Source organism: Microcystis sp. M049S2, from assembly GCF_020245625.1.
GTDB classification, from domain to species: Bacteria; Cyanobacteriota; Cyanobacteriia; order Cyanobacteriales; family Microcystaceae; genus Microcystis; species Microcystis ichthyoblabe_A.
On sequence record NZ_JADBUN010000078.1, the window covers coordinates 1 to 26,547 of the forward strand.

Consider the following 26,547-nt stretch of genomic DNA (forward strand, 5'->3'; position numbering starts at 1 on the left):
AGCATCCCCTTGATTTTACTCATCCTTGCCCGATACGGTCTCTTAGCTTAAAAATTGATTGTTTTCGCCACGACCCCGGCGACTGTTCGAGTTTTGTCAGGGAGATTATGGTGGTGACCCTTGCTACGAAGCGGTCTTTTCTGACCAAGGTTGGGTTGAAGCATGAAACCCAACACCCGCATGGGTTACGCTACCGCTAACCCATCCTACAAATTACTCAAATGTAATCTGTAGAGAAGGTTTGGCAACTAGACCGAACTCCCTGGGGTCTTCTTCCTCTAAATGCAGTAAAATGGCTTCTTGGAGATTATTAACCACCTCGTCTAAGGTATTCCCCTGGGTGACAATCGAAATTTCCACGCATTCACCTACATATCCTTGTTGTTCACCAGAACGAATAATTGCATTAACTTTTGGACTTAATTTTGTCATAACTGCTCATGTTTATTTTCTGCTTATTTAGATTTATGGCAATTGAGCAAGGGACGGGTCTTTAATCGATTCTAACTGACTTTTTCCCTAAGCTGTCAAATTCATCTAGTTTTCTAGAAATCTCGGCCAGAGGTGAAAAAATCAACGACAATGATATAAATAGAGTTATCAACACAAGTAAAGCGATTATGACTGTAGCCACGACGAACGCCCGAGATATTTTCCGCTCCGCCTACGAAAACCGTTACACTTGGGATGAAGGATTTCCCGGTTACACTGCCGATATTATCCTCACCCAAGGGGAGGAAGTCCATACGGGCAAAATTCAAGTTAATGCCGATTATAGTGTGGAAGTAACGGGCATTGATGACGAGAAAGTGCAAGAAAGTATTTATAATCAAATGCGCGACATTGTTACTCACCGCAAAAGAGGCAATTTTGATGCTTCCCACGGCAAAAACCAGTTTAATTTTGGGCAAGATGATCCCACCGGTGCGGTAGAAATTCTTGTCACCGGCGATGCGATGGGGTCTAATTATAAAGTCCGCGGCCAGGAAATCTGTCAAGTCAGTCGAGTCATGGGACCGATGGCTTTTACTATTAATACCGAGGAAAGTCTCGATACGGGAGAAGGTTATATTTCTATTCGCTATAATGCCATTTTCCGCAATGCTAAAACCGATGAATTAAAGGGAAAACGTGACTTTAAGGAAACCTACGAAAAAATCGGTAATTATTATTTACCCTCCTGTCAAGTAATTAACGCAATCGATGCCGGGGGCGAAAAATCCACCACAGAATTTACTTTTATCAATCTACAGCTTTTAGAATCTTAAGGGTTATCCCCGCCCAAAAAGCGTTAGGATTGAAGTAACTACACTCTAATAAATCTCTGACCAGAGGCTGATTATGTCTTTAACACTGACTCCCGATAACGTCGAAAAAGTCTTAGATGAAATGCGCCCCTACCTGATGTCCGATGGTGGTAACGTGGAATTAGTCGAAATCGACGGGCCAGTCGTCAAAGTGCGTCTTCAAGGCGCTTGCGGTTCCTGTCCCAGTTCCACCATGACCCTAAAAATGGGCATCGAACGTCGTCTCCGGGAAATGATTCCAGAAATTGCCGAAGTTGAACAAGCTCTCTAAATCTTGGGTTAATTAATTCTCACTAGCGCCCGATTGTTAATTTAATTAGCGATCGGGCATAATATTAATTATATATTTTTTTCTGCAAGATCGATAAAATTACAGAATTAATTAAGGTAAAAAGTATCTTTTTTAGCCGATTAACCAGCCAATTAAGCATTAAGATATACTTGAAAATTTTTATTAAAACTCAAAAATTATGACTGAAAATATCCCCACCATTGTGGTCATGCACGGCGACCAAACTGGAGAAGAACTATTACTAGAAGCCCTGAGAGTATTGCAACCCTCGATAATTCGTCAACCGCTTAACTTTGCCGATTTTGATCTTAGTTTAGCCCAGCGTCGCCAGAGTAACAATCAAGTGGTTCATGAGGCCGCCGAAGCGACTCTAAAAACCGGATTAGCTCTCAAAGCTGCCACTATTACCCCAGAAATTAAAGGAGATGTGGGCAGTCCCAACGCTATTTTAAGAGAAGCAATGAATTCTCAGGTAATTCTCCGTATCGGTCGCCGTATCCCCGGTATTCGTCCGATTGGGGGCGTTTATTCTCCCATTGCCATTGTCCGCATGGCCGTTGATGATGCCTACGGGGCCAAAGAATGGCGAGAAACCACTGCCACCGGCGATGAAATTGCCTATCGCACCTCCCGCATTTCTAGGGCTACCAGTCGCGCTGTGGCCGAGTTTACCTTTCAACAGGCCAAAAAAACCGGGGCGCGGGTATTTGGCGGCCCAAAATTCACCGTTAGTGCCACCTACGAAGGGATGTTTAAAGAGGAATTAGACGCGGCGGCCCAAAGACATCCGGAAGTGCGTTATCAACCCCTGTTAATTGATGCAACTTTTGCCCTACTTTTACAAACCGACGGCGAAGCTTTGGTGATTCCAGCACTTAATCGCGATGGCGATTTATTATCTGATTTTGTCTTGCAACTCTATGGCAGTATTGCCGGGGCCGAAAGTTTAGTTTTGGGATTTGATGAGGAGACATTAGCGGTTAAAACTATTATGGCAGAAGCTCCCCACGGCACTGCCCCCGCTTTAGAGGGCAAAAATATCGCTAATCCCATGGCGATGATTTTAGCCTCGGCAGCTTTGTTAGGTTATATCGAAACTAGCGAGGCGCGTAAAGCTTCCAGGGCAATTTATGAAAGTGTCTTTGAAACTATTCACGAGGGCAAAAAAACCCCCGATTTAGGGGGCCAAATGACCATGAGTGAGTTTACCGATGAGGTGATTCGTCGCGTGGTCAGTAAGTTAGAAGTTTGGTCTGCTTTGGGGTAAACGAACTCATCTGATTGCTATCTTAACAGGAGTTTGAAGAAAAGCTAATCCCAAAAAATAAGAATTGTTGCAAAGGCCTTGCTTTTGTTTGTTTTGCGGAGAAATAACGGCTACCTTTGAAGTGTGTAACAGAGTCCCTTTGCAGGATTAGGATAAGAACAATGAAACTACAAACTTTGACAAAAACTCTGACCATTGCTCTGATTGGTGTAGGAGCTGCCTTGACCTTACAATCACCGAGCCAAGCTCAAACCATATTCGAGTGTCTTGTACCAATGACGGGCCCCTATATAGGAGTTCCCACAACCTATGCCAAAGTCGGCCCTAATGAATACAAAGCTGTGATTCGTTGGGTTTCTCGTTATTTTAGTGGTTCCGGCTACACTCCCATGCAACGTTGTCAAGAAGTGACCGGAAGATTCAATGCCCTTTACGCTCGACCAAGCGGAATTGATATTATTACCACTGGCTATCTCAATGGTCTGCCGGTCATCTATTCCCCCAGTGATGGACGAGAACGGGCTAATAGTGCTAACCTATTATTCACCCTCAAGAGAGGGGAAAACGCAACCCAGAAAATCGCACAGCTATTTGACCTCCGGGAGGGGGCCAGCAGCAGTCCTTTGTTTGAAAGCTCATCGGATTCTGCCACTGTCCATTTCAACAAATTCCTAGAAAACGCTCCCGCAGAAACAAATCCGGCTACTGGTTCGTCCTCTTCTCCGGCGCCAGGGACTTCCCCCGAACAGTCGCCCCAAAAACCATCAGGCGGTTCTGTTTGGTAAACTTTTCTAGTTCTATAGATAGGAGCATAGTGATCAAGTGAGTCGGGCGATAAAAAGAATTTTGGCTGGTGCGGGCGGTTTATTATTGGGACTGTCCACACTTTTGCTTGCTGTCCCAAGCTATGCTCCCGCTCTGGAACCTAACCAGGCCAATGCCTATAGCTCTCAACAACTTTCACAACAACAGCTGCTTCAGTTGGCTAGAGCAATTACCGTTAAGGTGTTATCAGAGCAAGGCTGGGGTTCGGGCATTTTAGTTGAAAAGCAGGGTGCTTCCTACAAAGTTCTCACGAATGACCATGTTTTAGGGCGGGATCGCTCTCGGGGTTGGCAAATACAAACCCCTGACGGCAAGATACATCGGGGTCAGTTGGTCAGAACAATTCGCTTGAATAATTATGATTTAGGCTTAATTTCTTTTCGCAGTAGCCAAGTTTATTCTATTGCTGATTTGGCTAATGTTGATGATCTCGCTATCGGAGATGAAGTTTTCGCCGCCGGCTTTCCCTACGATGGCGATCGCCCGACAGAACAGGGATTTACCTTCACCGTGGGTAAAGTGTCGCTTTTGAGTGATAAATCCTTTTCGGGAGGCTACCAAATCGGCTACACCAATAAGATTAAAAATGGCATGAGTGGCGGACCGCTGCTGAATCGGCAAGGTAAAGTTATTGGTATTAACGGGATTCATGCTTATCCTCTCTGGGGTAAATCCTACGTTTTTGCTGACGGAACAGTGACTTCACCAGCACTGTGGGAACAAATGAGTCGATTAAGTTGGGCGATTCCTATCGGGACTTTTTTACAATCGGGGTCATCTTCTCCATCTGCTTCCAGTCGGCAACGGCCCGCAGTGTCACCCCCACCGCTTCCCACCCATAGAGAACCCACTTTCTGGGAAGATTTTCCTTCTCCATCCTCGTCAACCCCAAGAGAAAAGAATCCCGCTCGCACACCACTCTGGTAAATTCCACTCAACTGTATTTTTAAACCAGATGAGCAACAATTTCTTGAAAATTTCCGCCGCCCTAGTTAGTATAGCGGTGTTTGTGGTTTCTCCTCAGATTGCTAAGGCATCAACAACTGAGCAGATAGAAAAAATTGCTGAAAAGATTACCGTTTTAATCCCCTCAGAAGAAGAGGGGGCGAATGGGAAAATTATTTCCAATGGCTCTGGATCAATTATTGCCAAAGAAGGAAGAGTTTATACTGTTCTTACTGCCAGTCATGTGATCTGTAAAGATGCTAGAGATGCCTGCAAGTTCTATTACGATCAACTTAAAATTATTACCTGGGATGGCAAGCAATATCCGCTCGATTACAATAGCATCAAAAAATTACCAGGAGTAGATCTAGCTCTCGTGCAGTTTCAGAGCGACCAAAATTATCAGTTAGCGACCTTGGCTAACTATCAAGTAGCTGACGAACAATTTATTTTTGCTTCTGGATGGCCCGACCCGAAATTTATCGGCAAGCGGAAACGATTGTTCAATGTGGGGAAAGTGCTGCCCAAATACATTACACCCTTGCTGAAAATATTTCCCCCAGAGTTGGGGTATGAGATAGTTTATACCAGTGTCACTTATGGGGGCATGAGTGGCGGTCCAGTGTTGGATCTCAATGGACGAGTCATCGCGGTTCACGGACAAAATGAAGCCGAAAAAATCGAAAAGGTTCCCGTGCCAATTGGCTTTAGTCTCGCTATTCCCATCACTACTTTTTTGAAATTAGCACCCCAGTCTGGCATTCAAGGGCAGATAAATGTCGAAAATTCGCCCCCCAATGCCTTATCTTTGCAAGAAATTGGTGATGAATTATACAAGGCTTTTGAAGTTCCCAATAATAACGATACTAATCCCCTAAACTGGCTTAATCAAGGCAATAAAATGTGGCGGTTAGGACAATTAGCCCTCGCCTATGCCGCCTATGAAAAAGCCTTGCAACTCGATGCTCAACTCTATCAAGCTTGGTACGGGAAAGGTCTGGTCTTGACCTACTGGAAACGCCCCCAAGAGGCGCTGGCCGCCTACGAACAAGCTCTCAAAATTAATCCTAACTCCGATACCGCCAAAAAACTGCGCGACAAGCTCCAAGAATCTTTAGGGGGAAGAAATACCCCTCCTGTAACTCCCTCACAGCCAACCACCGCGCCCACCGTGGAGCCTTCACCACAGCCCTCTAATCCAAGGAGACTATGGTGAAGTGAGCAGGGAAAATGCGGGTTAGCTAATAGTCGGTTGGACCAATTTAGCTAAGGATGCTTGAATTGCTCGTAGTTCTGCGGGGGGATTGCGGAGAAACTCTTCGTTACTGGCTAAAATCATCGCATTATAGGCCAGCACCGCCGCCAGCAATTTAGCTGGCACTACCTTGTCATCCCTGGTCAGTTTCTCTAAGCTGGCCAATAAGTCTTGAATAACATTTAATGGCGGTGCGCCGGGGGCTGAGTAAAGAGCGGCGGTGACAGCATTGATATTATTACCCGCCTGTGCATCCGTTGTTAAGATGCTCAGTAGCGATTGCTGAACGGCTGCGGGAATCGGGGTACCCGTGGGGGAGGTTAAATTATTATCAGCTAACAGAGTATTCAGAGAAGCAGCCGCCTGATTAACAGCGATTTGAGCCGGTTCTCCCCCCTGAAATCCCGTTACCGTCCTGGTGCCGGGGAAAGTTTGACCGGCAAAATCACCGGTGGAAAGAATTGCCCCAGTGGCATCGGATTGGTTGCCGGTTTGCGCCATAACGGGAGAGACTAGGGAATTGGTCAGCAAAACCGCCGCCACTAGGGAAACTTGCCAATTAGTCAACCATTTCATCAACATGGTCTTAATCCTCATTCAAAAAGCTAAATTAGACAATCTAAAAACCGACTAACGGGGGAAAAAGTAATTGTAGCCGATACTCATGACGAAGCGAGCGCCGTCCCCAGCATTGCCCGTTAAATCAGCACCGGCAAGGTTAATCGTCAAGGGGACTTTCGGGAAAGGAATCAGGGAGATACCTGCGTTTAAATCTTGACCCGACCATTCGACAATGGCCGAGACCGGTTCAACAATTCTTAAACCAGCACTAGCAAAGACACCGAGGGAATTTACCCCATCTTCGATGGCTCCTTCCGAGCGAAAACGACCACCACCAACACCCAAAGAGAGCGTCAATTGACTAAAGGGTTCTTTCGTTGTTTCTGTGAACTGAAAAAATTTGCTCACCACCCCGTAGATACTGCTACCGGCATCTGTCCCACCCCAGTTAATAGCATTTTCAAATCCTAGGGCGACAGCAAAACCTTCTGGCAGAGAACGGTGAATTTTAAAGCTAAAACTACCCCGTCCAGCGTTATCACCAAAAAGGCTCAAAATCGCCATAGTTACATCCAAACCGACAATTTTCTGGGGTTCTCCTAAACCGACCCCTAGGGCTAACCCACCATCTGCTTGATTGGTAAAACGGGTTCTCGACTGGAAAGCGAAACCACCGAAAATCTGCCCAAGACTTGCTCCAAAACCGATGGGAGTAGAGATACTGGCACCAGGGGCAACCACAACTTCCGCCAGTTTCGCAGAAAGGGTTTGCGGTTCCTCAATCAGAAACTCTTGACGTAAACGCTGCAATTCGGGAGAAACATTGGTATCAACGGGGGTGGATGCCTGTGCTTGCCATTTTTCGACTTCTGGAGAGTTATTATCTCCTGCTGGTAAAAGCTGACTCGCTTGCATTGTCCCTAGATTCGCCTTCCATTCTTCTAGGGTTGAAATTGTCCCGGTCTTTTCTGTTGCTAGAGTATCGAGGGAAGATTTCTCTAGTTTATTTTCTAAGGATGAGGGCAGATTACTATCGGCTAATCCCTCTGTTGTCGAGAAGGAATTGGTTGTCAGAACTCTTTCTGTCCTCTCTAATTCTACGGGGGAATTAATGATAATTTTTTCCTGGGATACCCGAATAGAAGCAGCGTCAATGTCTAAGGGGGAAGGAATGGCTTTCACCCCATCGCAAAGTATGGCCGTCCCTAAACAGTAGGTAATGAAAATTCCTCCAGAAAATATCTGTCTCATCTGGCTGTTTCTTTTGGCTTTTTTTAATAACACTTCCAGCTTTCCTCACGGACGAAATTAATTTGCAAGAATTGTAACTGATTTATTCTTAGATAGCAAGTTATCAAAGTTGTCCGTTATCAATCATGGAATCCCCCGGCTCTCCTTGAAGTTGGTGTGATAATCATTGCTTATCATTGGTGTGAGTCTTGCTAGGCAAGGCTTTGAAGACTATCTTTCTGGAAAGAAAATTATCCCTACAGAAACGAGAAGAACCATCTTTCCTTTACTGGTGTCTGCAATTGTCAATTCACCTCCCCCATCGCCATTACTGAAGCAAATCCTTGCCCTCACTGGAACTATGGTTTAAAAATTTCCTTGATTCTTTTTGGCCCTAGTCTGCCTAAATGAAGTGTAAAAAATTTACCACCTCTATTTCTGGATTCGCCGGTTGTGCTGCGTCTCTGTTCAGGAATCAAATAGGCGGATTATATTGCTAGAACTAAAAAAAGCGGGTTGAACCCCGCTTGTCACCAAAAACTAAGCTAACTTAAAGGCATCTCGCCAACACCAGCGCAACAGGGTAAAAGCTATTAAACCTTTAACCACTTCTAGAAACCAGTAACCAATCTGCAAAGACATCATTTCTCCCGACATTCCCGACGCGGTAACGGGAGCTAGTAAACCCATAGCACTCAGATTAGGAGTGAGAAAATAGGTGTAAATTAGGGTGATTACTAAGAGAACACCGGCGAATAGAAGCGATCGATGTTCGGGGAGATGGATTAAGGTATGATAGCGGTGGAAGACAACAAAGCTACACAGCACAATCGCCGCACAAACTAATTCCAGATGGTTAAAAATGCCAAATAGCAAGTAACCGGCACTGGCAAAGCCATTTTGTGTCATCATGCCAGCTACGGATAAGCTGGGAAGAATGATTAAATCGATGACGAAACTGGCACTTAACCAGAAACCAAGAACAACCATGGCTAAGGTTGTCCAATTAAACCAAGACCAATAACGCTCAACAAAAGTTTTCATTAGGCTTGCTCCTCCTTGCCTTTATAATTTAATTGTAAAGAGCGTTCGCCAAAATTTTGGCCAGTTTTTTGGTAATTCTTAGCAATTCTTATCAATTCTTATAATATCAACTTAGTTTTCCAGAAGGGCAACCAAGCAATACCGCTCTTACCTCTAGATTTGGCTACCCGCTCGGAGCAGAATTGTAAAGATTTATCAACAAGTGTTTATAAAAACCTTTAAATATTGACCAAGGTGACGATTCTAGACTTACCCTAAAACAATAACTGACTATCTACGGGTTTACTGTTATGGATAAGGATTTTCGTAACTATCGCATGGTTTGCACCCTCACCTTCGGAGATATTTACGGACAAATAATCGTCTGGTTAATCGTTATTTTTCTTACTCTGGCTTCCACTCTAGCTCTTTGGAGTAGCACTAGACAAATTTTTGCCCTCGCTACCGTGGGGTTAGTCGTCGTCCTCTCTTTGCCTTTTTTACTCTTTGCTTTCGTTACTACCCTCCTCAATCATATTGAATTCGTTCCCATCGAAACGGAAACCAATATTCGTCGTGGTTCTGTACCCGGAGTTAGCGGCAGTCGTGTACCCGCAGCCAGCTAAATCCCCAATAAATAATCTGGAGACGTTGTCAGCAACGTCTCCAGCAGTTTTTGCCCTTGTTTGCGTCGGGGTTTCTCCCTCTTAATTTTTGTTAATTTTTGTAAATTTAACTTGTTTTAAAACACTTGGTCTGGTAGCGATTATCTAGAGAAGAATAGATGAAAGAGGGAAATTGTCAAGAGAATAATCTTGTTTGCTGCCTGATCCCGGTCAATGATAAATTTTTAAATACTTAGTCTTTTACATTTTCCCAACTCTCGGAGTGATCCCCGATGTTAAAAAATCTCTTTGGTGGCAAAAAATCTGACTTTTACCTAGAACTAAAAGAAACCGATGGTGAACAAAAAGCGACAGCAACCACGGCAGCAGCCGCACCTGTGGTGGAAGCACCCGCCCCTGCTGTGGAGTCTGCTGCCGCCCCTGTAGCCGAGAAAAAAACCCAAAAAACTTCTATCAAGAAAGAAAAGCAAGTAAAAGAAACTCCAGCTGCTCCTGTGAGCGCACCGGCACCCGTAGCCGCTACTAACGGCAAAGTAGAGCCGCAAGAAGTGGAATTTGCGACAAAATACTTGATTACTCCCAGTATGTCTCGCCGTCGTCCTGGTCCTAGTTTGAATGGTTTCAAAGACATGGCGCGCAAGGCGAAACTACCTGCTAACCGCGGCTAAATCCCCCCAAATTGCTTTCTCAACAAAAAAAAAGGAGAGCTTTCTTTGACTCTCCTTTTTCATCAGGGTGCATCTACTGACTCAAGTTTAGCAGAGAGTTTTTTTGAGGTTGGTTATTTAGGTTACTCCCCAGAGTATTTTGGGGATAATTATTGCCTGTCTTTTTGGGTAACTTTTAAAACCTAGGACTAGATCGAACTGATCAAAGCTGTGATCACCACTACCCCGATTTGTTTCCAGTTTTTCAGTTTCCCGACTTTTTCGGCGAGATCGGTGGAAAAGAGAAATAGATAATCAGTCTTTGATAACTGGATTTAGGATAAAATAAGTGTAACTGATTGCACTGGGCGGGCAAAATCCCGATTGCCCTGAAAGCGACTCTGTGAGAGAGCTTTTAATTCTCGTTCTAGGTGGGCTAAACACTTCTGCTTGGTGCCTGCTCCTTGTGGCGACTAGGCACTGGAACAGTCGCTAGGTTCTATCCAGCAAAGACATTATCAGAAATCGGGCTAAAATAGAAAAAACTCATCCTCAGCGACCACGGCGATGGCAGACGAAACGGCGAAAATCAAGCTTTATCGGAAAACCTATCAACTTCCCCAACTAAATCGCCCCGATTTATTAGTTTTGCAGGATCAGATTCAAGAAAGACAGCAACTGATTAAAACCGGAAAACGGGTTCGCAATACATGGTTAGGATTGAGGAAAAAAGAAGAACCCCTCAATTTCGAGGAAACTTTTCAAGAATTGGAAAGATTAGTCAAGGACTATAACCAGTTAATCAGATTTCTCACCGACCATAAGGATGAATACCGGCGGTTTTTCCAGTCACTGACCGAGGAAATCAAGGAGGCAGTGGCGGTTAAATGCCAGAAATTGGCAGAAACAGAGCGAAAACGCCAATCTTTGGAGAATAGCATCGGCTCGGCTGAACTGCGAGATACCCTGAGACTACAGAAACAGCAGATTTTCCGCACCGTGATTCTTGTTGGTCGCGCCAGCTTGCTCATGCTCAAGAAAATCGACCTAATCAGCGAAAGTATCCAGAAATTAGCTGAAGATCAGGATACACAAAAACAGGTTTTCTCGAAAATGATCGGCGAGTTGAACGGGTACAAACAAGTGTATCAGTTGCAGCTGGAGTTAGATAGTCTGGAAAAAGAAGCGATCGAAATGGCCAAAGTAGCCATTAATCCAGAACAATACCTAAAACCAATTATCGGGCAGTTTCAAGGCTTAATCGATCGAGTAGCGACCATTGACAGCGAACTTTCCCGCAGTGTCAGCGAAGTTGAATCCCTCGTCCAAAACATTCTCAGTTCCGAATCGGCCGTATCTTTCCGCAAAAACGAGAATCTATCGGCTAGTTTGCTCAATTTCCTCGTCACCAGCGAAGAAAAGCGCGGCCGTTTAGCGATCGCATTAGAGCGAGCCGAGCAGGAAGGATGGCAATGGACGGAAGTGGAAATCCCCGACGAGGAAATCGAACTGGAAACCGCCATTCAACGCATCAACAACCATGTAATCGAGAGAGTCGGGAATTTTATCACCTCCGTCGTCGGTGACTCTCCTATTCCTCAAACTTCATTTACCGAAAACCTACCCAATGGGATAACACTGGAGATGGTGAACTTACCAGCAGGTGAGTTTCTCATGGGATCTCCTGACAGTGATCCCGATGCTCGAAGTTATGAAAAGCCTCCACACCAAGTTAACGTCAACAGTTTTGCGATTGGTAAATATCCAGTGACTCAGGCACAATATGAAGCAGTAATGGGAACCAATCCCTCTTATTTTCCAAACAATCCCCAAAATCCCGTAGAAAAGGTTAGTTGGGACGATGCTCAAGCCTTTTGTCAGAAATTGAGTCAAATAACCGGGAAAACCTATCGCCTACCGACAGAAGCGGAATGGGAATATGCCTGTCGTGCGGGGACTACTACTCGCTTTTATTTCGGTGATGATGCTAATCAGTTAGGAGATTACGCTTGGTATGACGGAAATTCTCAGCAGACAATTCATCCTGTGGGTCAGAAAAAGCCCAATGCTTGGGGACTCTATGACATGAGTGGCAATGTTTGGGAGTGGTGCGAAGACAATTGGCACGATAACTATAAGAATGCGCCAAAGGATGGTAGTGCTTGGCTAATAAAGGATAATTATTCTCAAATACTGCGGGGCGGTTCTTGGTTCAGCGATCCGCCTCACTGCCGTTCTGCTTACCGCTTCAACTACGACCGCCGCGACTACGACTTCTACGACTACGGTTTTCGGGTGGTGTGCGGTGCTGGGAGGACTCTGTAACCCTTATTTTCTTTTTACCCTTTTTACCCTTTTTCTCTTTTTGCCGCCCTTAGGCGGGTCGATTTTTGTTTTGAGATTTTCTAGGGTGCGTACTAGGCAGCTTTTGCCTTTTTGGGAGCGGTTTAAGCGGGTTATATATAGCGTTTCTGATTCAGAAGAGGTACATTTCCGATCCTGAACAGCTTAATCAGCAAAGGTTTAAGTGTGCCGCACAGATGCGAGAACCGCTATAATCATTTCAGATAAGTCTGATACACTCTAGACCAGTTAAACTCTTATGGACTCTGGCATTGATATTCTCAATCTTAATTGAAATGACTATAACAGTAAAGGGATTGGGGGAGGTTCGGCTAATCTAACAATAAGCGGGTTAAATGCGTCTTAGCTTACTACCGTTTGTTGTTTGGAAACGGGGAAAATATTATCTTAAGGTCGATAAAAACGGAACTTCACAGGATTGTCCGAATTGTGGCGCGATTACCGGCAAAAAGGCGTTATCGGAAAGAGTTCACCGGTGTGATTCTTACGGCCACATCGAACCGAGAGATAGGGCATCAGCGAGGGTAATCGAGAACCGAGGAAAAAACGCGGTCGGGCTGACCGTGTTAGAAAACGCTCGCGGAGGCGATCGGTTGGAGATCGTCCGGTTAAACCCGGTCGATCTAGTTAGGGTTGACTGAAAAAGTTTTTCGTGGGGGCAGGGTGTGGGGTGTGGGGTGTGGGGTTTTACCCATTTTCAGACGGTCAATTACCTAATTTTCAGGAAAAAAGTACCTGAATTTTCCCCCCGATCACTCCAATGGTCAGCACTTTTTGAGGAAAAAAAAGTCTAAAAGTCTTACCCAACAAGGTTTTTAGATTTATTCAGCAAGTCCTAAGTAGTCGTGCAGAATTAATTTCCCAGTAGAGATAGGCACTCTTACAAGAGACAGCCATCAGCTGTTTTATCCCTACTCCCCTGCTCCCTAATCTGTTTCCCAACCCCCAAAACCCGATCAAAATAAAAGACAGCCAGAAGCCTTTATTCAGCTTCTGACTGGCGGAATTTTAACGACGACGGGTTCTTTGTCGTCTTCGGGCTACTGCTTTACGCTTTCTCTTTTCTTGAGGGGTTTCAAAAAATTGGTGCTTCTTGATATCCGCATAAATTCCCGCTTTCGCTACCTGTCGCTTAAAACGACGCAGGGCTGATTCGATCGCCTCGTTCTGACCAACTACCACTTGGGTCATTAACCTAATTCACCTCCTTTAATTGCTCTCTGCCTAAAAAATGCCAACTTCTAACTATAGCACAATCTAGGGTAAAAAGCGATCAAGGCGGCCTTTAATCAGCAATTCTAAATTTGCCCTGTAGCAAGGCTTTTGGGAGTTAGTTCGCATAATACGGGGTAAAATTCAAGGGGATGGCGAATTTCATTTCACGAGTCTTCGGGCTTTTGACGTGATAGTACACCCAAAGTTGCCCCAAAAATCTCCCTTTAAAATGTTCTTTAAATCCCTAAAAGGCTTGCTGTGTCTAAAACTGAGAATTGCTGCGGTTGATAGCTCTTTATTGCTAACTGGACCGACGATGATCTATTCTGGATCCTAGCCCGACTCGCGAATCCCCACCGCCAAAAAAGAATAATGTACTGCGATTACCTGGTTCAAATCCTCACCGCACGCGTCTACGATGTCGCCCAAGAAACCCCCTTGGAATTTGCCCCCAATCTCTCCCAACGCTTGCACAATCAGCTGTTACTCAAGCGCGAGGATATGCAGTCGGTTTTCTCTTTTAAACTGCGCGGCGCCTACAACAAAATGGCGTATTTGTCAAGGGATTCGTTACAAAAAGGTGTGATTGCTGCCTCGGCGGGAAACCATGCTCAGGGAGTCGCTTTGGGGGCGCGGCAATTGGGAACCCAAGCGATTATCGTTATGCCTGTCACCACTCCGCAAGTCAAAATCGACGCAGTAAAAGCCCGGGGGGGGATTGTCGTCCTGCACGGTGACACCTACGATGATGCCTATGCTTACGCGCGGCAGTTAGAAGCGGAAAAAGGCTTAACTTTTATCCATCCCTTCGATGATCCAGAGGTAATCGCCGGCCAGGGTACGATCGGTATGGAAATTTTACGACAATATCAGCAACCGATCGAGGCGATTTTTGTCGCTATTGGTGGCGGTGGACTTATATCAGGTATTGCAGCCTATGTCAAGCGTTTACGCCCAGAAATTAAAATTATCGGGGTGGAACCTGTGGATTCAGACGCGATGAATCAATCCCTAAAAGCCGGTTATCGGGTGCGTTTGTCCCAAGTGGGATTATTTGCCGACGGGGTGGCGGTGCGCGAGGTGGGAGAGGAGACTTTTCGTCTCTGTCAGCAGTATGTGGACGAGATTATCCTCGTGGATACGGATGATATTTGTGCGGCGATTAAGGATGTTTTTCAAGATACACGCTCGATTTTAGAACCTGCGGGGGCGTTAGCAGTAGCAGGAGCGAAAGCTTATGTAGAAAGAGAGGGAATTGAGGATAAAACCCTCGTTGCTGTGGCTTGTGGGGCGAATATGAACTTTGATCGTCTGCGGTTTGTGGCGGAAAGGGCGGAATTAGGGGAACGGCGCGAGGCGTTGTATGCTGTGACTATTCCCGAACAACCGGGCAGTTTACGGCGTTTTTGCGAATGTGTCGGCAAACGCAATTTAACCGAATTTAGTTATCGCATTGCCGATGAAAAAGAAGCGCATATTTTTGTCGGCGCCCAGATCGAAAATCGCAGCGATGCCAAGAAATTAGCCGAGAGTTTTGAAGCTTGCGGCTTTAAAACCCTCGATATTAGTGATGATGAATTGACTAAATTGCATCTGCGCCACATGGTGGGAGGGCGATCGCATTTAGCCGATCATGAATTATTTTATCGCTTCGAGTTTCCCGAACGACCGGGGGCTTTAATGAAATTTGTCGCCTCCATGAGTCCCCACTGGAATATCAGCGTTTTCCATTATCGCAATAACGGGGCCGATTACGGGCGCATCGTCGTGGGCATACAGGTCCCCCCCGATGAAATGAATCAATGGCAAGCTTTTCTCGATACTCTCGGCTATCGCTATTGGGATGAAAGTCAAAACCGGGCCTATCAGTTATTTTTAGGTTAGAGTCGGCTGAATAAATCTAAAAACCTTGTTGGATAAGGCTTTTAGACTTTTTTGACCTCAAATCGGGGGTAAAATTCAGGCACTTTTTCCCTGAAAATTAGGCAACTGACTACCTCAAAATCGGTAAAACCCTACACCCTACACCCCACACCCCACACCCCACACCCCACACCCTGCCCCCACCAACAAACTTTTTCAGCAAACCCTAGGTTAAATCGCCATTTTTAGGAAGTTATCAGTACATATGAATCAAGATTTTCCCCATATTTCCGTTTTGAGTCAAGAATTAATCGCCGGCTTAAATATTCAACCCGGGGGGCATTATCTCGATCTTACCCTAGGGGGTGGTGGACACAGCCGCCTGCTTTTAGAAGCTCATCCTGAAACGACAGTAACCGCCATCGATCGCGATCAAAGCGCCCTAGAAGCCGCTAAAATTAGTCTTGCCCCCTACCTAGATAGCCGTTTAACCCTCTGGTGGGGGAACTTCGCCGATTATAACGGACAAAATAGCAGTTTTGATGGTATTATCGCCGATTTAGGAGTCAGTTCTCCCCAATTCGATCAGAGCGAGCGCGGCTTTAGTTTTCGCCACACGGCAGCCTTAGATATGCGGATGGATCGCTGTCAATCCCTGACGGCAGCCGATATTATTAACCATTGGCACGAAAAAGAATTAGCAGATCTTTTTTATCAATACGGAGAAGAACGTTTATCTCGTCCTATTGCTCGCTCAATCGTCCAAAAACGTCCCTTTACTACCACCACTGAATTAGCGGCTGTCATCGCTAGTTCTGTACCCGCTAGTTATCGTTATGGACGTATTCATCCGGCAACGCGGGTTTTTCAAGCCCTACGCATCGCTGTTAATCAAGAATTAGATTCTCTGCAACAATTGTTAAATCAAGCCCCCCACTGGCTAAAATCCGAGGGAATTATCGCTATGATCAGTTTTCATAGTCTAGAAGATCGTCTGATCAAGTATGGCTTTCGCGAAAATAATTCCTTGAAAATTATCACGAAAAAGCCGATTATTCCCAGCCGGGAAGAACAGGCTAAAAATCCCCGTTCTCGTTCAGCTAAACTAAGAATAGCCCAAAAGATAAGCTGTTCTTAATTTAAATTGCTTATTGAGATGAGGCAAAAGGCAACAGAAAACAGGGAGAAGAAATAATCAGTTTTTAATAACTGGATTTAGTATGAGCTTAAAGTAAAAACCAAGAAAAAAAGCCGGTATTTATTCTTGAAAATCATTGACTAAAATAACGCAGTCCTTTTACCAATCTTTCTACTGCCGTTAAAGCCGTTTCTGGAGATAAAGCACCGTAGGCAAGACGCAAATAACAGCCCTCTGTTATCCCAAAAGTTGAACCGGGTAACACTGCCACCCGCTGCCGCTCAATTAAACTTTTAACTAACTGAAAATCATTCTTGTCTGTGGTAATTTTCAGGAAGAAATAAAAAGCCCCTTCCGCAGTGGCAACATCACAGATATCACCGATTGATTCGAGAGCATTCAGGCAAATTTCTCTAACTTGACTGATGGTTTTTAACTGTTCTAAAGGATAGCTTTTACCCACCTGTAACGCCCCTAGGGCCGCGTATTGCGAAATCACTGGCGGACAGATTAAAATAGTATCCTGAATCTTATTAATCGCCTCAGATAAATGTTCTGGTACTACCATATAACCAATGCGCCAACTGGCAAAACCGTAGGCTTTTGAGAGACTAAATAAGGAAATAGTCCAGGATTCACTGCCAACAATTGCCGCCGGAGAAAAGTGGCGAGCATGGTTATAGGTAAAATACTCATAAGCTTCATCATGAATGTGATAGATGCCCTTTTTTTGACAGATTCGATTGACTTCTCTTAGGGTATTTTCTGGATAAACTACTCCCGTGGGATTATTAGGAGAAATCGTCACCACTGCCTTAGTTTTTTCCGTGATTGCCTCTTCAATGGCAGCCGGACGCAATTGAAAATTTTTGTCTGTGGCGACCAAAATTACTTGACAATCAGCCATTTTTATGGCCATTTCATGATTGAAATAAAAGGGAGTGTTGAGAATAATTTCATCCCCCGGGGAAGTAATGGCTAAAATGGCATTCATAAAAGCCATATTACTGCCCGCCGTCACAAAAATTGCCTGTTTATCGCTGATTTCTATCCGATTATCTTCGGCTAGTTTTTGCCGAATTACTGCTAATAAGGGGGGAATTCCCGCCACAGATTGATATTGATGATTTTTGGGATTAGCTAAAAATAAAGATAGAGATTCGATCGCTTCCTGGGGTGGATAATAGGAAACAATCCCTTGACCTAGGGAAATAGTGCCGGGGTTCGCTTTAATTAATTGACCGACCACGGGAATAATTGGTGTTTGCACCCCGTCCATGCGAGAGAGAAGGTTTTTCATCAGTTGGCAAGAGATTTGAAGGTATATTGGGGAGGATTGGCTGATTCGATCTCAAACAAAAGATTAATCGCCCGGTAATATCCCAAAGTAATCCTATCGCCACTTTTCAGCTTTTTGCGTCCCGATTGCAGATTTTCCCCATTAAGATAAGTGCCGTTAAGACTGCCAGCATCTTCTAGATAAAAACCGTCTTTTTCTACATAAATAATCGCATGGACGCGGGAAACTATTTCCGCATTAGGAAGATGGGAAAGATTTAAATCTACCGTCACTTTCGGATTGACCTTTCCCAGATAAAAACAGTTTTTCCGTCCCGAAATTTCCAAGAGAGTCCCCGTTTCTTCGTGGAGGAGAAAAGCCTTAGACACTTTTTTTAAGGGTTTTTCATTCAACTAATCAATGGAGCCGAGCAGAGTCGAACTGCTGTCCAAATTAGGTATTGACTGTCCGTTCATTCACAGGTTTAGTTTCGATTACCCTCGAAACGGGGACTGTCACTTATCCCGGACAGTGGGATGCTCTAGTTAAAGCTTAGACGGTTAACTAACTAGAGAAAGTTAAACGTGGCATCCGTTGGGGGTTTATCCATAGTCCTTAACGGAGTCAAACTATGAATGCTCGAGTCGATTAGAGACTATTAGGCAGCTACAGGAGCGGCTTTACGAGCGAAAGGAACGATGTTGTTCGCATTTACTTTTTGTTTGAGCCTTTGATTTACGAGAGGAGACTCACTCTCGACCTGTATCACGGGGGAGCTTTCGCTAACCTGTCGAAACCGTTACGGCCCCTTGTGCTTACATTCTGATTATAGCACATTTTTTGATTAAGCTAATTGTGGCTCAATTGGGATTTTTCCGATCTTCCCAAGGGTTAGAGCCAGTCTAGATGGGAAAAAAGGTTTTTATCGCTGATTTTTGGGGAAATTATCCTATATTTGCCCTCGATTAGTATCACCAGAGACTAAACAATTAATTGAGCAGCTATTGCTCGACTGCGATAACCTGAGTTCGGAATCAGGGAAAACGGCAAAATTTCCCTAATCCGAACTGATCTTGATTACAAAACCTTATGGGTGTGAGAATGTTGTTTGACGTTATCCTCCGTCCGCACCACATGAACAGCATTTAAGATGCGTTTTTTCTCTAGGGAAAAGTTTAAATCGTCTTTTTGGCCGCCCAAGGAGATTAACCCTTGTAGGTGGGGTTGATTTTTATAGGTGCGAGTGGCCGCAATCGCCCTTTCGACAAAATTCTCGCATAATTGGGCATTATCGGGGAAATTACTGGGTATTTGAGGATTATCGTCCTGAAATACCTCTCCTAAAGCCATGGCGCGGGCAAATTCGTAGGAAGTGGGAATTCCTTTGACAATTGCCTCTAGGGCTGCCGAGGGAATCGGTTCTAACACCGCCACTTTTTCTAATTCTCCCTCCCGTTTAAGAAAACAAATCGCTAAACCGAATACACAATAATCATCTTTTGTCAAGTCAGAAATGTTTAAGAATTGTGTCGCTGTGGCCATTATTTTGATCCTGAGTCGCTCTTTCTTTAATCTTGCGGGCGATCAGCGCTCGAATCAAGGTTTTTATTAAGAGATATGAAGGGTAAAAATTTAGCAGGGTTGGGCGGCACTAAAGCCCCCAAGACGCAAAAAACGGAGAACTGTTAGACTAGAAACCAGCAGATTAACTGATAAACGAGCTTTATGTCACCCACTCTACTCATCTCCAAAGAACTTCCCACCCTGAAATATAATCCTAGTCTGGAGCGCTTTGATAGCTCTTGGGCAGCCCCTTTGTCCACTCTTATGGGACTGGGACGGGCTGCTGGGGCAACTTTTATCGAATTTTTCCTGGAAAGAGTCAACTATATCAGTTGTTTAGCCGAAGATGACACCATCACCAGTCTCTCACCGAAACTATCTACAGGGGCAGGAATCCGCCTTTTTCGCGGTAAAGCCGATTGTTATGTCAGTACCAACGATTTAAGCTTCCAAGGCTTAAAAAATGCCCTAGAAAAAGGTTTATCGATTCTTGGTTTAAACCTACCCAGTCCTAACGCCTATATTCCCGAAATCAATCTGGAAATGTTCCGGGATTATGCCACGGTCAAAAATAAAGATATTTGGCTGAATAATTGCAGTTCTTTGCGAGAAATGGGTGATATTCTCCTAACTGCTAACGTTCAACTCAATCAGAAAGCCTCTCACGTCCAATCTCGTCGCGCCGCTTATTTTCGCGATTGGCAAGAAATTTTAGTTGCCGCTAGTGACGGCACTTTTGCCCGGGATATTCGCCTCACCCAATCCGTGGGCTATAATCTCCTCTGTGCCGATGGGACTAATCGTTCTAGCATTGGTAAACGGGTGGGTAGTACCAGTAATCCCGATTTTCTGCGGACGTGGAATGCTGAGGAATCGGCGGCAGAAGTGGCCGAATCGGCGGGTAAAATGCTTTACGCTGACTATGTAGAATCCGGCAGTTATCCCATCGTCATGGCCAATGAATTTGGCGGCGTTATCTTCCACGAAGCCTGCGGCCATTTGCTAGAAACTACGCAAATTGAGCAAAAAACCACGCCCTTTCTCGATAAAAAAGGCGAAAAAATCGCCCACGAAAACCTGACGGCTTGGGACGAAGGATTATCCGATAAAGCTTTCGGTACTATCGATATGGACGATGAGGGAATGCCAGCCCAGCGTACTCTCCTAATTGAAAATGGTATCCTAAAAAACTTCATTGCCGATCGCACCGGTTCAATTAAAACCGGCCATCCGCGCACGGGTAGCGGTCGCCGTCAAAACTACACCTATGCGGCCGCTAGTCGGATGCGGAATACCTACATCGCCCCCGGGGAATATACCCTCGATAATCTCTTTAATTCCATCGATAAAGGCATTTATTGCAAAAAAATGGGCGGTGGTAGTGTGGGGGCGACCGGGGAATTTAATTTCGCCGTCGAGGAGGCCTATCTTATCGAAAATGGCAACCTGACTAAACCCCTGAAAGGCGCAACTTTAATCGGTTCAGCCAAGGAGATTATGAATAAAATCTCTATGTGTTCCCAAGATTTAGGTCTAGCGGCCGGTTTTTGCGGTTCCGTCAGTGGTAGCGTTTATGTCACCGTTGGTCAACCCCATTTAAAAGTCGATTCTATTACCGTTGGCGGTCGCTAATCATGGCTTTAGTAATTCTCTACTATTTCCTCATTGCCATCATGATAGTGGGGACAATTGGCGAACTGCTGCCCGCTATCCCCGGCATGAGTTTGATTTTAATCGCCATGCTGGTGTGGGGTTTTGTCACCAAATTTGCGGGGATGGGGGTCGCTTTAACCGTGGCCTTTGTTATCCTTCTCCTCAGTCTGGGGGTGGAATTCCTCGCTAGTTATCTCGGCGCCCAAAAAGTTGGGGCGAGCAATTGGAGTCAAATCGGGCTAGTAGTGGGTTTATTAGCGGGAATATTCGGGCTTTTACCGGCTTTACCCATTGGCGGCCCAATTATCGGCTTATTTGTCGGTCCTGTGGTCGGGGCTTTTTTGGGAGAATACGCCTATCGTCGCGATTTGGAATTAACCCCCCGTTTGCAACAATCCCTAAAAGTCTGTGTCGGTATCGTCGTCGGTACGGTTATCGGTCACGTTGCCAAAGCTATGCTGGCCACGGCTGCCGTTATTGTCTTTATTGTCACCACCTGGCCGCATCTCTCTTCAGTTATCAGTTAGAAGATGTTGAATGTTGGGATTTTATTTGAAATTTCCCCATTCCCCCATTCCCCCACTTCCCTATCACTATCCTCCAACACCAAAAAAAATCTATGCCAAAAGTTGAAGATATCGCCCAAATCGCTAATTCTAGCGCCCAAGCTTTAGGAATTGCTAAATACGACATCTATGGTTCTTCTGTGGATGAAACCGATGTGGATGTGTTTCAAGGGGAACCGAAACAGGTACAAGCTTCCAATCGTTCCAGCGTTATCGTTCGCGTCTGGAATCGGGATAATCAAGTCGGTGTCACCTCTACCACCGATGTGGACCCGGTGGGACTGCAATTAGCCCTGAAAACCGCCCAAGAAGCCAGCTTTTTTGGGGTTAAGGAAAATGTCCCCGATTTTAGTCCCGCTGCCACCGCACCTACCACAGAAGTGGCCAGCGAAATGTCTAATCAAGCACCTGTATCCACTCTCGTCGATAAGTTATTAGCCGCCGAAAAATCCCTACTAACGGCCCATCCGGCTATTGCCAGTGTTCCCTATAACGGTTTGGGACAACAGCAGGTCAGACGTTTTTATCTCAATAGCGACGGGGCAATGCGTCAGGAAGCGCGTAGTTATGCCAGTGTGTATTTATACACCAAAACCGAACAGGAAGGCAAAAAACCCCGCAGCGCCGGTGCTTTTCGGGTGAGTCCGGGCCTGGAAAAATTAGATATCGATGGTTGCATCGAGGAAGCGATTACCAAAACTGTTAGCCATCTAGACTATCAACCGATTACCACGGGTAAATATTTGGTGGTTTTTGCCCCCCGCGCCTTTTTGAGTCTAATCGGAGCATTTTCTAATCTGTTTAATGCCCAAAATGTCCTTGATAAACAGAGTCTTTCTACTCCTGAATCTTTGGGAACACAAATCGCTGCCACTGCCTTAAATTTGTGCGATGATGCCCTCCATCCGGCTAATGTTGCCGCAGAAACTTTTGATAGTGAAGGTACTCCCACCCATCGTGTGGAATTAATTAAAGAGGGGATTTTGAGTAATTTTCTCCATAGCACGATTACCGCTAAACGGATGAATACGGAACCGACTGGCAACGGTAACATTGGGGCAAAAGTAACGGTTAGTCCCCATTTTTATCACGTTTTTGCTAGTGCTAATCAACCAAAGATATATTCTTTGGAAACAGCAGAAAATGTGGTTTTAATTGATAGTTTACAGGCACTTCATGCGGGAGTTAATTCTCTACAAGGTTCCTTCTCTTTGCCGTTTGACGGTTGGTTAGTGAACAAAAATGAGCGCATTAGCATCGATTCCGCTACCGTAGCCGGAGATATTCTAACACTGCTGAAATCGATTGTTTATCTGGAACCGGAAGCAGTTATTACTCCTAGTGGTGTTTGTCCCTACGTTTGGGTAGAGGGTTTATCAATCACAGGAGAAGCTTAACACTATACCAGACCAAAAATAGGGGGTATTAACCAGGGTAATACCCCCGCAAGATGGATGCTAATTTTATAGTCGTGGGTAAGCTGTTGACTATGCAAATTATACTAAATCTGGTTATTAAAAACTGATTAGGGTTTGCTGAATAAAGTACGGGCGAAGCATTCGGATAGAAAATCTACGGTTTCACCGATAGGTTATTGCCCGAATGCTTCGCGCCTACAGTACGCGGGCCGATGAAGACGCAGGGTTTTGAACCACGATTCTCTCAAAATCTTGCACCTGTGGGAGCGAAACAGGACAATAAAACCCTTACCTCGTCTATATTTCTGGACTTCCCCGTTGACAAAAAGCCATAACCTGTACTGTATTCAAGCAAATTGTCCCCAGGTCTTCCAACAAAGATCGTTTATCCTACCCATCACCTCACCCCGAGTAAATTCTGGCGACAACCTCAAGGGGTGACAACAAGCTGAAAAAGGAGACTGGGAAAAAAGCTGATAGCTACAAAAGGTCTTAAGTGCCGTTTATATCTATTAGAGTCTATATTTATCAAAAAGTTAATTGACTAGAATCTATAAAAACGTTAGGATTTATCGTAACAAATAGTTGTTATTGAGGAGGGCATAGGAACTTGATACAGGCAACCCTGCACCAGTTAAGGGTTTTCGAGGCTACCGCACGACACAGTAGCTTCACCAAGGCGGCCGAGGAGTTATTTATCACTCAACCTACCGTCTCAACCCAAGTCAAACAACTCACAAAAGCTGTGGGTTTACCGCTATTCGAGCAAATTGGCAAACGTTTATTTTTAACCGAAGCGGGTCAGGAATTACTGTTCACCTGTCAAGAGATTTTTAATAAATTGGACAACTTTCAGATGAAAGTGGCCGATATTAAGGGAACTAGACAGGGAAAACTGACTTTAGGCGTAATTACTACCGCTAAATACTTTGTACCGCGATTACTGGGGGCGTTCTGTCAACAGTATCCCGGTATTGACATCGCCCTACAGGTGACTAATCACCAGAAACTGCAAGAGCGAATGTTAAATAACGAGGATGACCTCTATATTCTCAGTCAACCGCCAGAAGAAGTGGAACTTTGTTCTCAGTCTTTTCTGGAAAATCCTCTAGTGGTGGTGGCGCGACGGGATCATCCATTGGTGGGCCAGAAAAATCTGCCCCTTGAGTGCCTCAACCATCAACCTTTTATTATGCGCGAATCGGGATCTGGAACCCGCCAAGCGGTACAAAAATTATTTAATCTCCACGATATTAAAGTTAAGGTGCGTTTGGAATTAGGCAGTAACGAGGCCATCAAACAGGCTATTTCTGGCGGTTTGGGACTATCGGTACTATCTAAGCACACTCTCATCTCGGAAGGGGAAAACGGCGAATTAGCCATCCTCGACGTGGAACAGTTTCCGATTCAGCGCAATTGGTACGTTTGTTATCTGGCCGGAAAACAACTTTCCGTGATTGCCGATGCTTTTTTAAAATACCTGCTGGAAGCTAGTCAAGCCATCCCGATTCATGCCCCGTTAAAAAATGGTCACAGCCTATTAGTGACCCATTAAACCTTAAACTTTAATTCAGGATCATTTTTCTTCTTGAGGTGGTTATATGTTCGAGTCCTTCAGCCAGACTATCTGGTTGGTACCTCTTTATGCCTTTGCGGGCGCACTTCTCGCCCTACCCTGGTCTCCCGGTATTATCCGGCAAACTGGCCCGCGACCGGCTGGTTATCTGAACTTGATCATGACCTGCTGGGCTTTTTTGCATAGCCTTTTTGCTTTGCTCGCCGTTTGGGGTCGTCCGCCCCAATCTATAGCATTTAATTGGCTAAATGCCGCAGATTTAAGCATATCTTTAGATGTGCAGATTTCGGTCGTTAATATCGGGGCGTTACTGCTAATTACCGGCTTAAACCTCGCCGCTCAGGTATATGCGATCGCCTATCTAGAAATGGATTGGGGTTGGGCAAGGTTTTATTCTCTCGTCGCCCTCTTTGAAGGGGGTATGTGCGCCCTAGTTATCTGTAATTCGCTATTTTTCAGCTATTGTGTGCTAGAAGTTCTCACCCTCGGCACTTATCTACTGATTGGTTTCTGGTTTAATCAATCTCTGGTGGTAACCGGGGCGCGGGATGCTTTTCTGACTAAACGGATTGGCGATTTAATCCTGTTGATGGGAGTGGTGGCCCTTTTACCCCTGGCGGGAACCTGGAACTTTGACCAATTGGCAGAATGGGCGGCCACAGCCAATTTAAACCCCAATGTGGCTAATTTACTCTGTTTAGCCCTGATTGCCGGTCCGATGGGCAAATGCGCTCAATTTCCCCTGCATTTATGGCTAGATGAGGCCATGGAAGGACCGATGCCGGCGACAATTCTGCGGAATACCGTCGTCGTTTCCACCGGCGCTTGGTTATTGGTGAAATTAGAGCCGGTGCTACAATTATCGCCCTTAACCTTACAGGTGATGATCATTGTTGGCTCTGTCACCGCTATCGGTGCCGGTTTAATTGCGATCGCACAGATCGATGTTAAGCGCTCCCTCTCCTATTCCGTCAGCGCCTACATGGGGCTGATTTTTATCGCTGTGGCCACCGGACAAACGGAAACCGCTTTAGTGTTACTCTTTACCTACGCGATCGCTATGTCCCTGTTAGTCATGGTGGTGGGTAACATCATTTGGAATAATATCAGCCAAGATTTAAGCCAATACGGCGGTTTATGGTCCCGTCGTCCCGTTTCTGGTATTTGTTATCTCGTCGGTGCCGCTAGTTTAGTCGCACTGCCTCCCTTTGGTGGTTTTTGGTCCTTAGCCCGCATGGGCGATCGCCTCGCAGAAGTCAGTGGTTTACTGTTATTAGTGCTATTGTTGGTCAATGCCTTAACTGCCTTTAGTGTCACTAGAGAATTTTGCGTTTTCTTTGGCGGTAAAATCAAACCAATGACCCTGCGCTCTCCGGAAGCTCTTTGGCCCTTAGTTATCCCCATGACTGTGACCATGGGTTTCGCCCTTCATTTGCCGATTTTATTGGCGCAATGGCATTTATTACCAAGTAACTTAAATCTGGGAGTGGCTTTTCTCTTGGTACTTTCCACTGCTGGGGGCGTAATTCCGGCAGCCTATATTTATCTGAATGAAAATATCTCCAAACCGATCGTTTTTCAACCGAAAGCCCTTCAAGATTTCTTTGCTAACGACCTTTATACGGCCCAATTGTATAAAGTCACCATCGTTTTTGTCGTCGGATTAATCTCGCAAATTATTAACTGGATCGATACCTTTCTGGTGGATGGGATCGTTAACCTGGTGGGATTAGCCACGGTTTTTGGTGGTCAGAGTTTGAAATATAACGTCTCGGGCCAAACCCAATTTTACTTTCTGTCGATTATTTTGGGGGTCGCTTTGATCGGTATTATCATCTGCTGGCCCCTACTAGCACAAATTTCTCTAGTTTTCAGTTAAAGATTTGATAACTTAGGCTTTTCTTTAGCATCCCCGGCCCTGACAATAGGATTTG

At 45.2% G+C, this 26,547-nt stretch carries 26 protein-coding genes and 1 other RNA gene; 18 read left to right on the forward strand and 9 right to left on the reverse strand.

The features are described 5' to 3' along the window. The coding region (locus IM496_RS06445; RefSeq protein WP_287661574.1) for a hypothetical protein at window positions 1-200 on the forward strand (200 nt) is incomplete at its 5' end. 13 nt (window positions 201-213) lie between these two features. On the opposite strand, the gene IM496_RS06450 is transcribed toward IM496_RS06445, so the two are convergent. Beyond that, on the reverse strand, window positions 214-432 hold the full coding sequence (locus IM496_RS06450; RefSeq protein ID WP_287661575.1) for a type II toxin-antitoxin system HicB family antitoxin: 219 nt from the start codon (window positions 430-432) through the stop codon (window positions 214-216). A 188-nt stretch (window positions 433-620) separates the two neighbouring features. On the opposite strand from IM496_RS06450, the gene IM496_RS06455 reads away from it, so the two are divergent. From IM496_RS06455 to IM496_RS06480, 6 genes are all read left to right on the forward strand, one after another. Then, window positions 621-1,268 (forward strand): DUF3386 domain-containing protein, encoded by a 648-nt coding sequence (locus IM496_RS06455; protein ID WP_004268696.1) that lies wholly within the window; start codon window positions 621-623, stop codon window positions 1,266-1,268. Between the two features lie 73 nt (window positions 1,269-1,341). After that, complete coding sequence (locus IM496_RS06460; RefSeq protein WP_002744623.1) at window positions 1,342-1,578, forward strand: NifU family protein; 237 nt, start codon at window positions 1,342-1,344, stop codon at window positions 1,576-1,578. Between the two features lie 199 nt (window positions 1,579-1,777). Beyond that, window positions 1,778-2,866, forward strand: coding sequence for an isocitrate/isopropylmalate family dehydrogenase (locus IM496_RS06465; RefSeq protein WP_002774283.1), 1,089 nt, complete (start codon window positions 1,778-1,780; stop codon window positions 2,864-2,866). Window positions 2,867-3,027: 161 nt separating this feature from the next. Next, window positions 3,028-3,651 (forward strand): COP23 domain-containing protein, encoded by a 624-nt coding sequence (locus IM496_RS06470; protein ID WP_147070744.1) that lies wholly within the window; start codon window positions 3,028-3,030, stop codon window positions 3,649-3,651. Window positions 3,652-3,688: 37 nt separating this feature from the next. Then, window positions 3,689-4,618, forward strand: a complete 930-nt coding sequence (locus tag IM496_RS06475; protein ID WP_287234371.1) for a S1 family peptidase — start codon at window positions 3,689-3,691, stop codon at window positions 4,616-4,618. Between the two features lie 28 nt (window positions 4,619-4,646). After that, window positions 4,647-5,852, forward strand: coding sequence for a tetratricopeptide repeat-containing S1 family peptidase (locus IM496_RS06480; protein ID WP_287661577.1), 1,206 nt, complete (start codon window positions 4,647-4,649; stop codon window positions 5,850-5,852). 21 nt (window positions 5,853-5,873) lie between these two features. On the opposite strand, the gene IM496_RS06485 is transcribed toward IM496_RS06480, so the two are convergent. From IM496_RS06485 to IM496_RS06495, 3 genes are all read right to left on the reverse strand, one after another. Continuing rightward, window positions 5,874-6,473 carry a hypothetical protein gene (locus IM496_RS06485; protein WP_149107191.1) on the reverse strand — a complete coding sequence of 200 codons (600 nt, stop codon included), beginning with the start codon at window positions 6,471-6,473 and terminating at the stop codon, window positions 5,874-5,876. Between the two features lie 48 nt (window positions 6,474-6,521). Continuing rightward, a complete protein-coding gene (locus IM496_RS06490) occupies window positions 6,522-7,736 on the reverse strand; it encodes a hypothetical protein (RefSeq protein WP_194015704.1) in 1,215 nt (404 codons plus the stop codon). A 486-nt stretch (window positions 7,737-8,222) separates the two neighbouring features. Then, the gene (locus IM496_RS06495; protein WP_110577565.1) at window positions 8,223-8,726 is read right to left on the reverse strand and encodes a hypothetical protein; all 504 of its coding nucleotides are present in this window, start codon (window positions 8,724-8,726) and stop codon (window positions 8,223-8,225) included. Window positions 8,727-9,016: 290 nt separating this feature from the next. Here IM496_RS06495 and IM496_RS06500 point away from each other — a divergent pair, with 290 nt between their 5' ends. The 4 genes from IM496_RS06500 (at window position 9,017) to IM496_RS06515 (ending at window position 12,983) form a co-directional block, all read left to right on the forward strand. Next, window positions 9,017-9,331: a hypothetical protein gene (locus IM496_RS06500; protein WP_287661579.1), complete on the forward strand. Its 315-nt coding sequence runs from the start codon at window positions 9,017-9,019 to the stop codon at window positions 9,329-9,331. Between the two features lie 272 nt (window positions 9,332-9,603). Continuing rightward, on the forward strand, window positions 9,604-9,999 hold the full coding sequence (locus IM496_RS06505; RefSeq protein ID WP_287661580.1) for a hypothetical protein: 396 nt from the start codon (window positions 9,604-9,606) through the stop codon (window positions 9,997-9,999). A 546-nt stretch (window positions 10,000-10,545) separates the two neighbouring features. Continuing rightward, a complete protein-coding gene (locus IM496_RS06510) occupies window positions 10,546-12,303 on the forward strand; it encodes an SUMF1/EgtB/PvdO family nonheme iron enzyme (protein WP_287661581.1) in 1,758 nt (585 codons plus the stop codon). Window positions 12,304-12,677: 374 nt separating this feature from the next. Continuing rightward, window positions 12,678-12,983, forward strand: a complete 306-nt coding sequence (locus IM496_RS06515; RefSeq protein WP_409865214.1) for a zinc ribbon domain-containing protein — start codon at window positions 12,678-12,680, stop codon at window positions 12,981-12,983. Between the two features lie 367 nt (window positions 12,984-13,350). On the opposite strand, the gene rpsU is transcribed toward IM496_RS06515, so the two are convergent. Then, entirely contained in the window at window positions 13,351-13,533 is a 183-nt protein-coding gene (rpsU, locus tag IM496_RS06520) for a 30S ribosomal protein S21 (RefSeq protein ID WP_002738938.1), read from the reverse strand. Between the two features lie 396 nt (window positions 13,534-13,929). Between rpsU and ilvA the strand changes: the two genes are divergently transcribed. Further along, entirely contained in the window at window positions 13,930-15,441 is a 1,512-nt protein-coding gene (ilvA, locus tag IM496_RS06525; protein ID WP_194015713.1) for a threonine ammonia-lyase, biosynthetic, read from the forward strand. A 244-nt stretch (window positions 15,442-15,685) separates the two neighbouring features. Then, complete coding sequence (rsmH, locus tag IM496_RS06530) at window positions 15,686-16,558, forward strand: 16S rRNA (cytosine(1402)-N(4))-methyltransferase RsmH (RefSeq protein ID WP_287661582.1); 873 nt, start codon at window positions 15,686-15,688, stop codon at window positions 16,556-16,558. Between the two features lie 133 nt (window positions 16,559-16,691). Here the strand turns inward: rsmH and IM496_RS06535 are convergent, their stop codons facing one another. From IM496_RS06535 to IM496_RS06550, 4 genes are all read right to left on the reverse strand, one after another. Further along, window positions 16,692-17,858: a pyridoxal phosphate-dependent aminotransferase gene (locus tag IM496_RS06535; protein ID WP_287661583.1), complete on the reverse strand. Its 1,167-nt coding sequence runs from the start codon at window positions 17,856-17,858 to the stop codon at window positions 16,692-16,694. After that, complete coding sequence (locus tag IM496_RS06540) at window positions 17,858-18,226, reverse strand: FHA domain-containing protein (protein ID WP_192575986.1); 369 nt, start codon at window positions 18,224-18,226, stop codon at window positions 17,858-17,860. Before IM496_RS06540 ends, IM496_RS06535 begins: the two co-directional genes overlap by 1 nt. 29 nt (window positions 18,227-18,255) lie before the next feature. After that, window positions 18,256-18,646: a transfer-messenger RNA gene (gene ssrA / locus IM496_RS06545) on the reverse strand. Window positions 18,647-18,914: 268 nt separating this feature from the next. Continuing rightward, complete coding sequence (locus IM496_RS06550; protein WP_194014160.1) at window positions 18,915-19,379, reverse strand: hypothetical protein; 465 nt, start codon at window positions 19,377-19,379, stop codon at window positions 18,915-18,917. A gap of 183 nt (window positions 19,380-19,562) precedes the next feature. Between IM496_RS06550 and IM496_RS06555 the strand changes: the two genes are divergently transcribed. The 5 genes from IM496_RS06555 to IM496_RS06575 all read left to right on the forward strand — a co-directional run bounded on the left by IM496_RS06555 (window position 19,563) and on the right by IM496_RS06575 (window position 26,492). Beyond that, entirely contained in the window at window positions 19,563-21,032 is a 1,470-nt protein-coding gene (locus IM496_RS06555) for a TldD/PmbA family protein (protein ID WP_287661584.1), read from the forward strand. A gap of 2 nt (window positions 21,033-21,034) precedes the next feature. Continuing rightward, window positions 21,035-21,580, forward strand: coding sequence for a DUF456 domain-containing protein (locus tag IM496_RS06560; RefSeq protein WP_287661585.1), 546 nt, complete (start codon window positions 21,035-21,037; stop codon window positions 21,578-21,580). Between the two features lie 92 nt (window positions 21,581-21,672). Beyond that, a complete protein-coding gene (locus IM496_RS06565) occupies window positions 21,673-23,016 on the forward strand; it encodes a TldD/PmbA family protein (RefSeq protein WP_287661586.1) in 1,344 nt (447 codons plus the stop codon). A gap of 631 nt (window positions 23,017-23,647) precedes the next feature. Further along, window positions 23,648-24,592, forward strand: coding sequence for a LysR family transcriptional regulator (locus tag IM496_RS06570; RefSeq protein ID WP_002733390.1), 945 nt, complete (start codon window positions 23,648-23,650; stop codon window positions 24,590-24,592). 46 nt (window positions 24,593-24,638) lie between these two features. Continuing rightward, complete coding sequence (locus tag IM496_RS06575) at window positions 24,639-26,492, forward strand: NAD(P)H-quinone oxidoreductase subunit F (RefSeq protein ID WP_194014149.1); 1,854 nt, start codon at window positions 24,639-24,641, stop codon at window positions 26,490-26,492. Window positions 26,493-26,547 lie beyond the last annotated feature (55 nt).

Excerpts from the sequence above, each read along its gene's own strand:
- IM496_RS06450 (WP_287661575.1), bottom strand. The coding sequence starts at position 432 with ATGACAAAATTAAGTCCAAAAGTTAATGCAATTATTCGTTCTGGTGAA.
- IM496_RS06455 (WP_004268696.1), top strand. The coding sequence starts at position 621 with ATGACTGTAGCCACGACGAACGCCCGAGATATTTTCCGCTCCGCCTAC.
- IM496_RS06460 (WP_002744623.1), top strand. The coding sequence starts at position 1,342 with ATGTCTTTAACACTGACTCCCGATAACGTCGAAAAAGTCTTAGATGAA.
- IM496_RS06465 (WP_002774283.1), top strand. The coding sequence starts at position 1,778 with ATGACTGAAAATATCCCCACCATTGTGGTCATGCACGGCGACCAAACT.
- IM496_RS06470 (WP_147070744.1), top strand. The coding sequence starts at position 3,028 with ATGAAACTACAAACTTTGACAAAAACTCTGACCATTGCTCTGATTGGT.
- IM496_RS06480 (WP_287661577.1), top strand. The coding sequence starts at position 4,647 with ATGAGCAACAATTTCTTGAAAATTTCCGCCGCCCTAGTTAGTATAGCG.
- IM496_RS06485 (WP_149107191.1), bottom strand. The coding sequence starts at position 6,473 with ATGTTGATGAAATGGTTGACTAATTGGCAAGTTTCCCTAGTGGCGGCG.
- IM496_RS06495 (WP_110577565.1), bottom strand. The coding sequence starts at position 8,726 with ATGAAAACTTTTGTTGAGCGTTATTGGTCTTGGTTTAATTGGACAACC.
- IM496_RS06500 (WP_287661579.1), top strand. The coding sequence starts at position 9,017 with ATGGATAAGGATTTTCGTAACTATCGCATGGTTTGCACCCTCACCTTC.
- IM496_RS06505 (WP_287661580.1), top strand. The coding sequence starts at position 9,604 with ATGTTAAAAAATCTCTTTGGTGGCAAAAAATCTGACTTTTACCTAGAA.
- IM496_RS06510 (WP_287661581.1), top strand. The coding sequence starts at position 10,546 with ATGGCAGACGAAACGGCGAAAATCAAGCTTTATCGGAAAACCTATCAA.
- IM496_RS06515 (WP_409865214.1), top strand. The coding sequence starts at position 12,678 with ATGCGTCTTAGCTTACTACCGTTTGTTGTTTGGAAACGGGGAAAATAT.
- rpsU (WP_002738938.1), bottom strand. The coding sequence starts at position 13,533 with ATGACCCAAGTGGTAGTTGGTCAGAACGAGGCGATCGAATCAGCCCTG.
- ilvA (WP_194015713.1), top strand. The coding sequence starts at position 13,930 with ATGTACTGCGATTACCTGGTTCAAATCCTCACCGCACGCGTCTACGAT.
- rsmH (WP_287661582.1), top strand. The coding sequence starts at position 15,686 with ATGAATCAAGATTTTCCCCATATTTCCGTTTTGAGTCAAGAATTAATC.
- IM496_RS06535 (WP_287661583.1), bottom strand. The coding sequence starts at position 17,858 with ATGAAAAACCTTCTCTCTCGCATGGACGGGGTGCAAACACCAATTATT.
- IM496_RS06550 (WP_194014160.1), bottom strand. The coding sequence starts at position 19,379 with ATGGCCACAGCGACACAATTCTTAAACATTTCTGACTTGACAAAAGAT.
- IM496_RS06555 (WP_287661584.1), top strand. The coding sequence starts at position 19,563 with ATGTCACCCACTCTACTCATCTCCAAAGAACTTCCCACCCTGAAATAT.
- IM496_RS06560 (WP_287661585.1), top strand. The coding sequence starts at position 21,035 with ATGGCTTTAGTAATTCTCTACTATTTCCTCATTGCCATCATGATAGTG.
- IM496_RS06565 (WP_287661586.1), top strand. The coding sequence starts at position 21,673 with ATGCCAAAAGTTGAAGATATCGCCCAAATCGCTAATTCTAGCGCCCAA.
- IM496_RS06575 (WP_194014149.1), top strand. The coding sequence starts at position 24,639 with ATGTTCGAGTCCTTCAGCCAGACTATCTGGTTGGTACCTCTTTATGCC.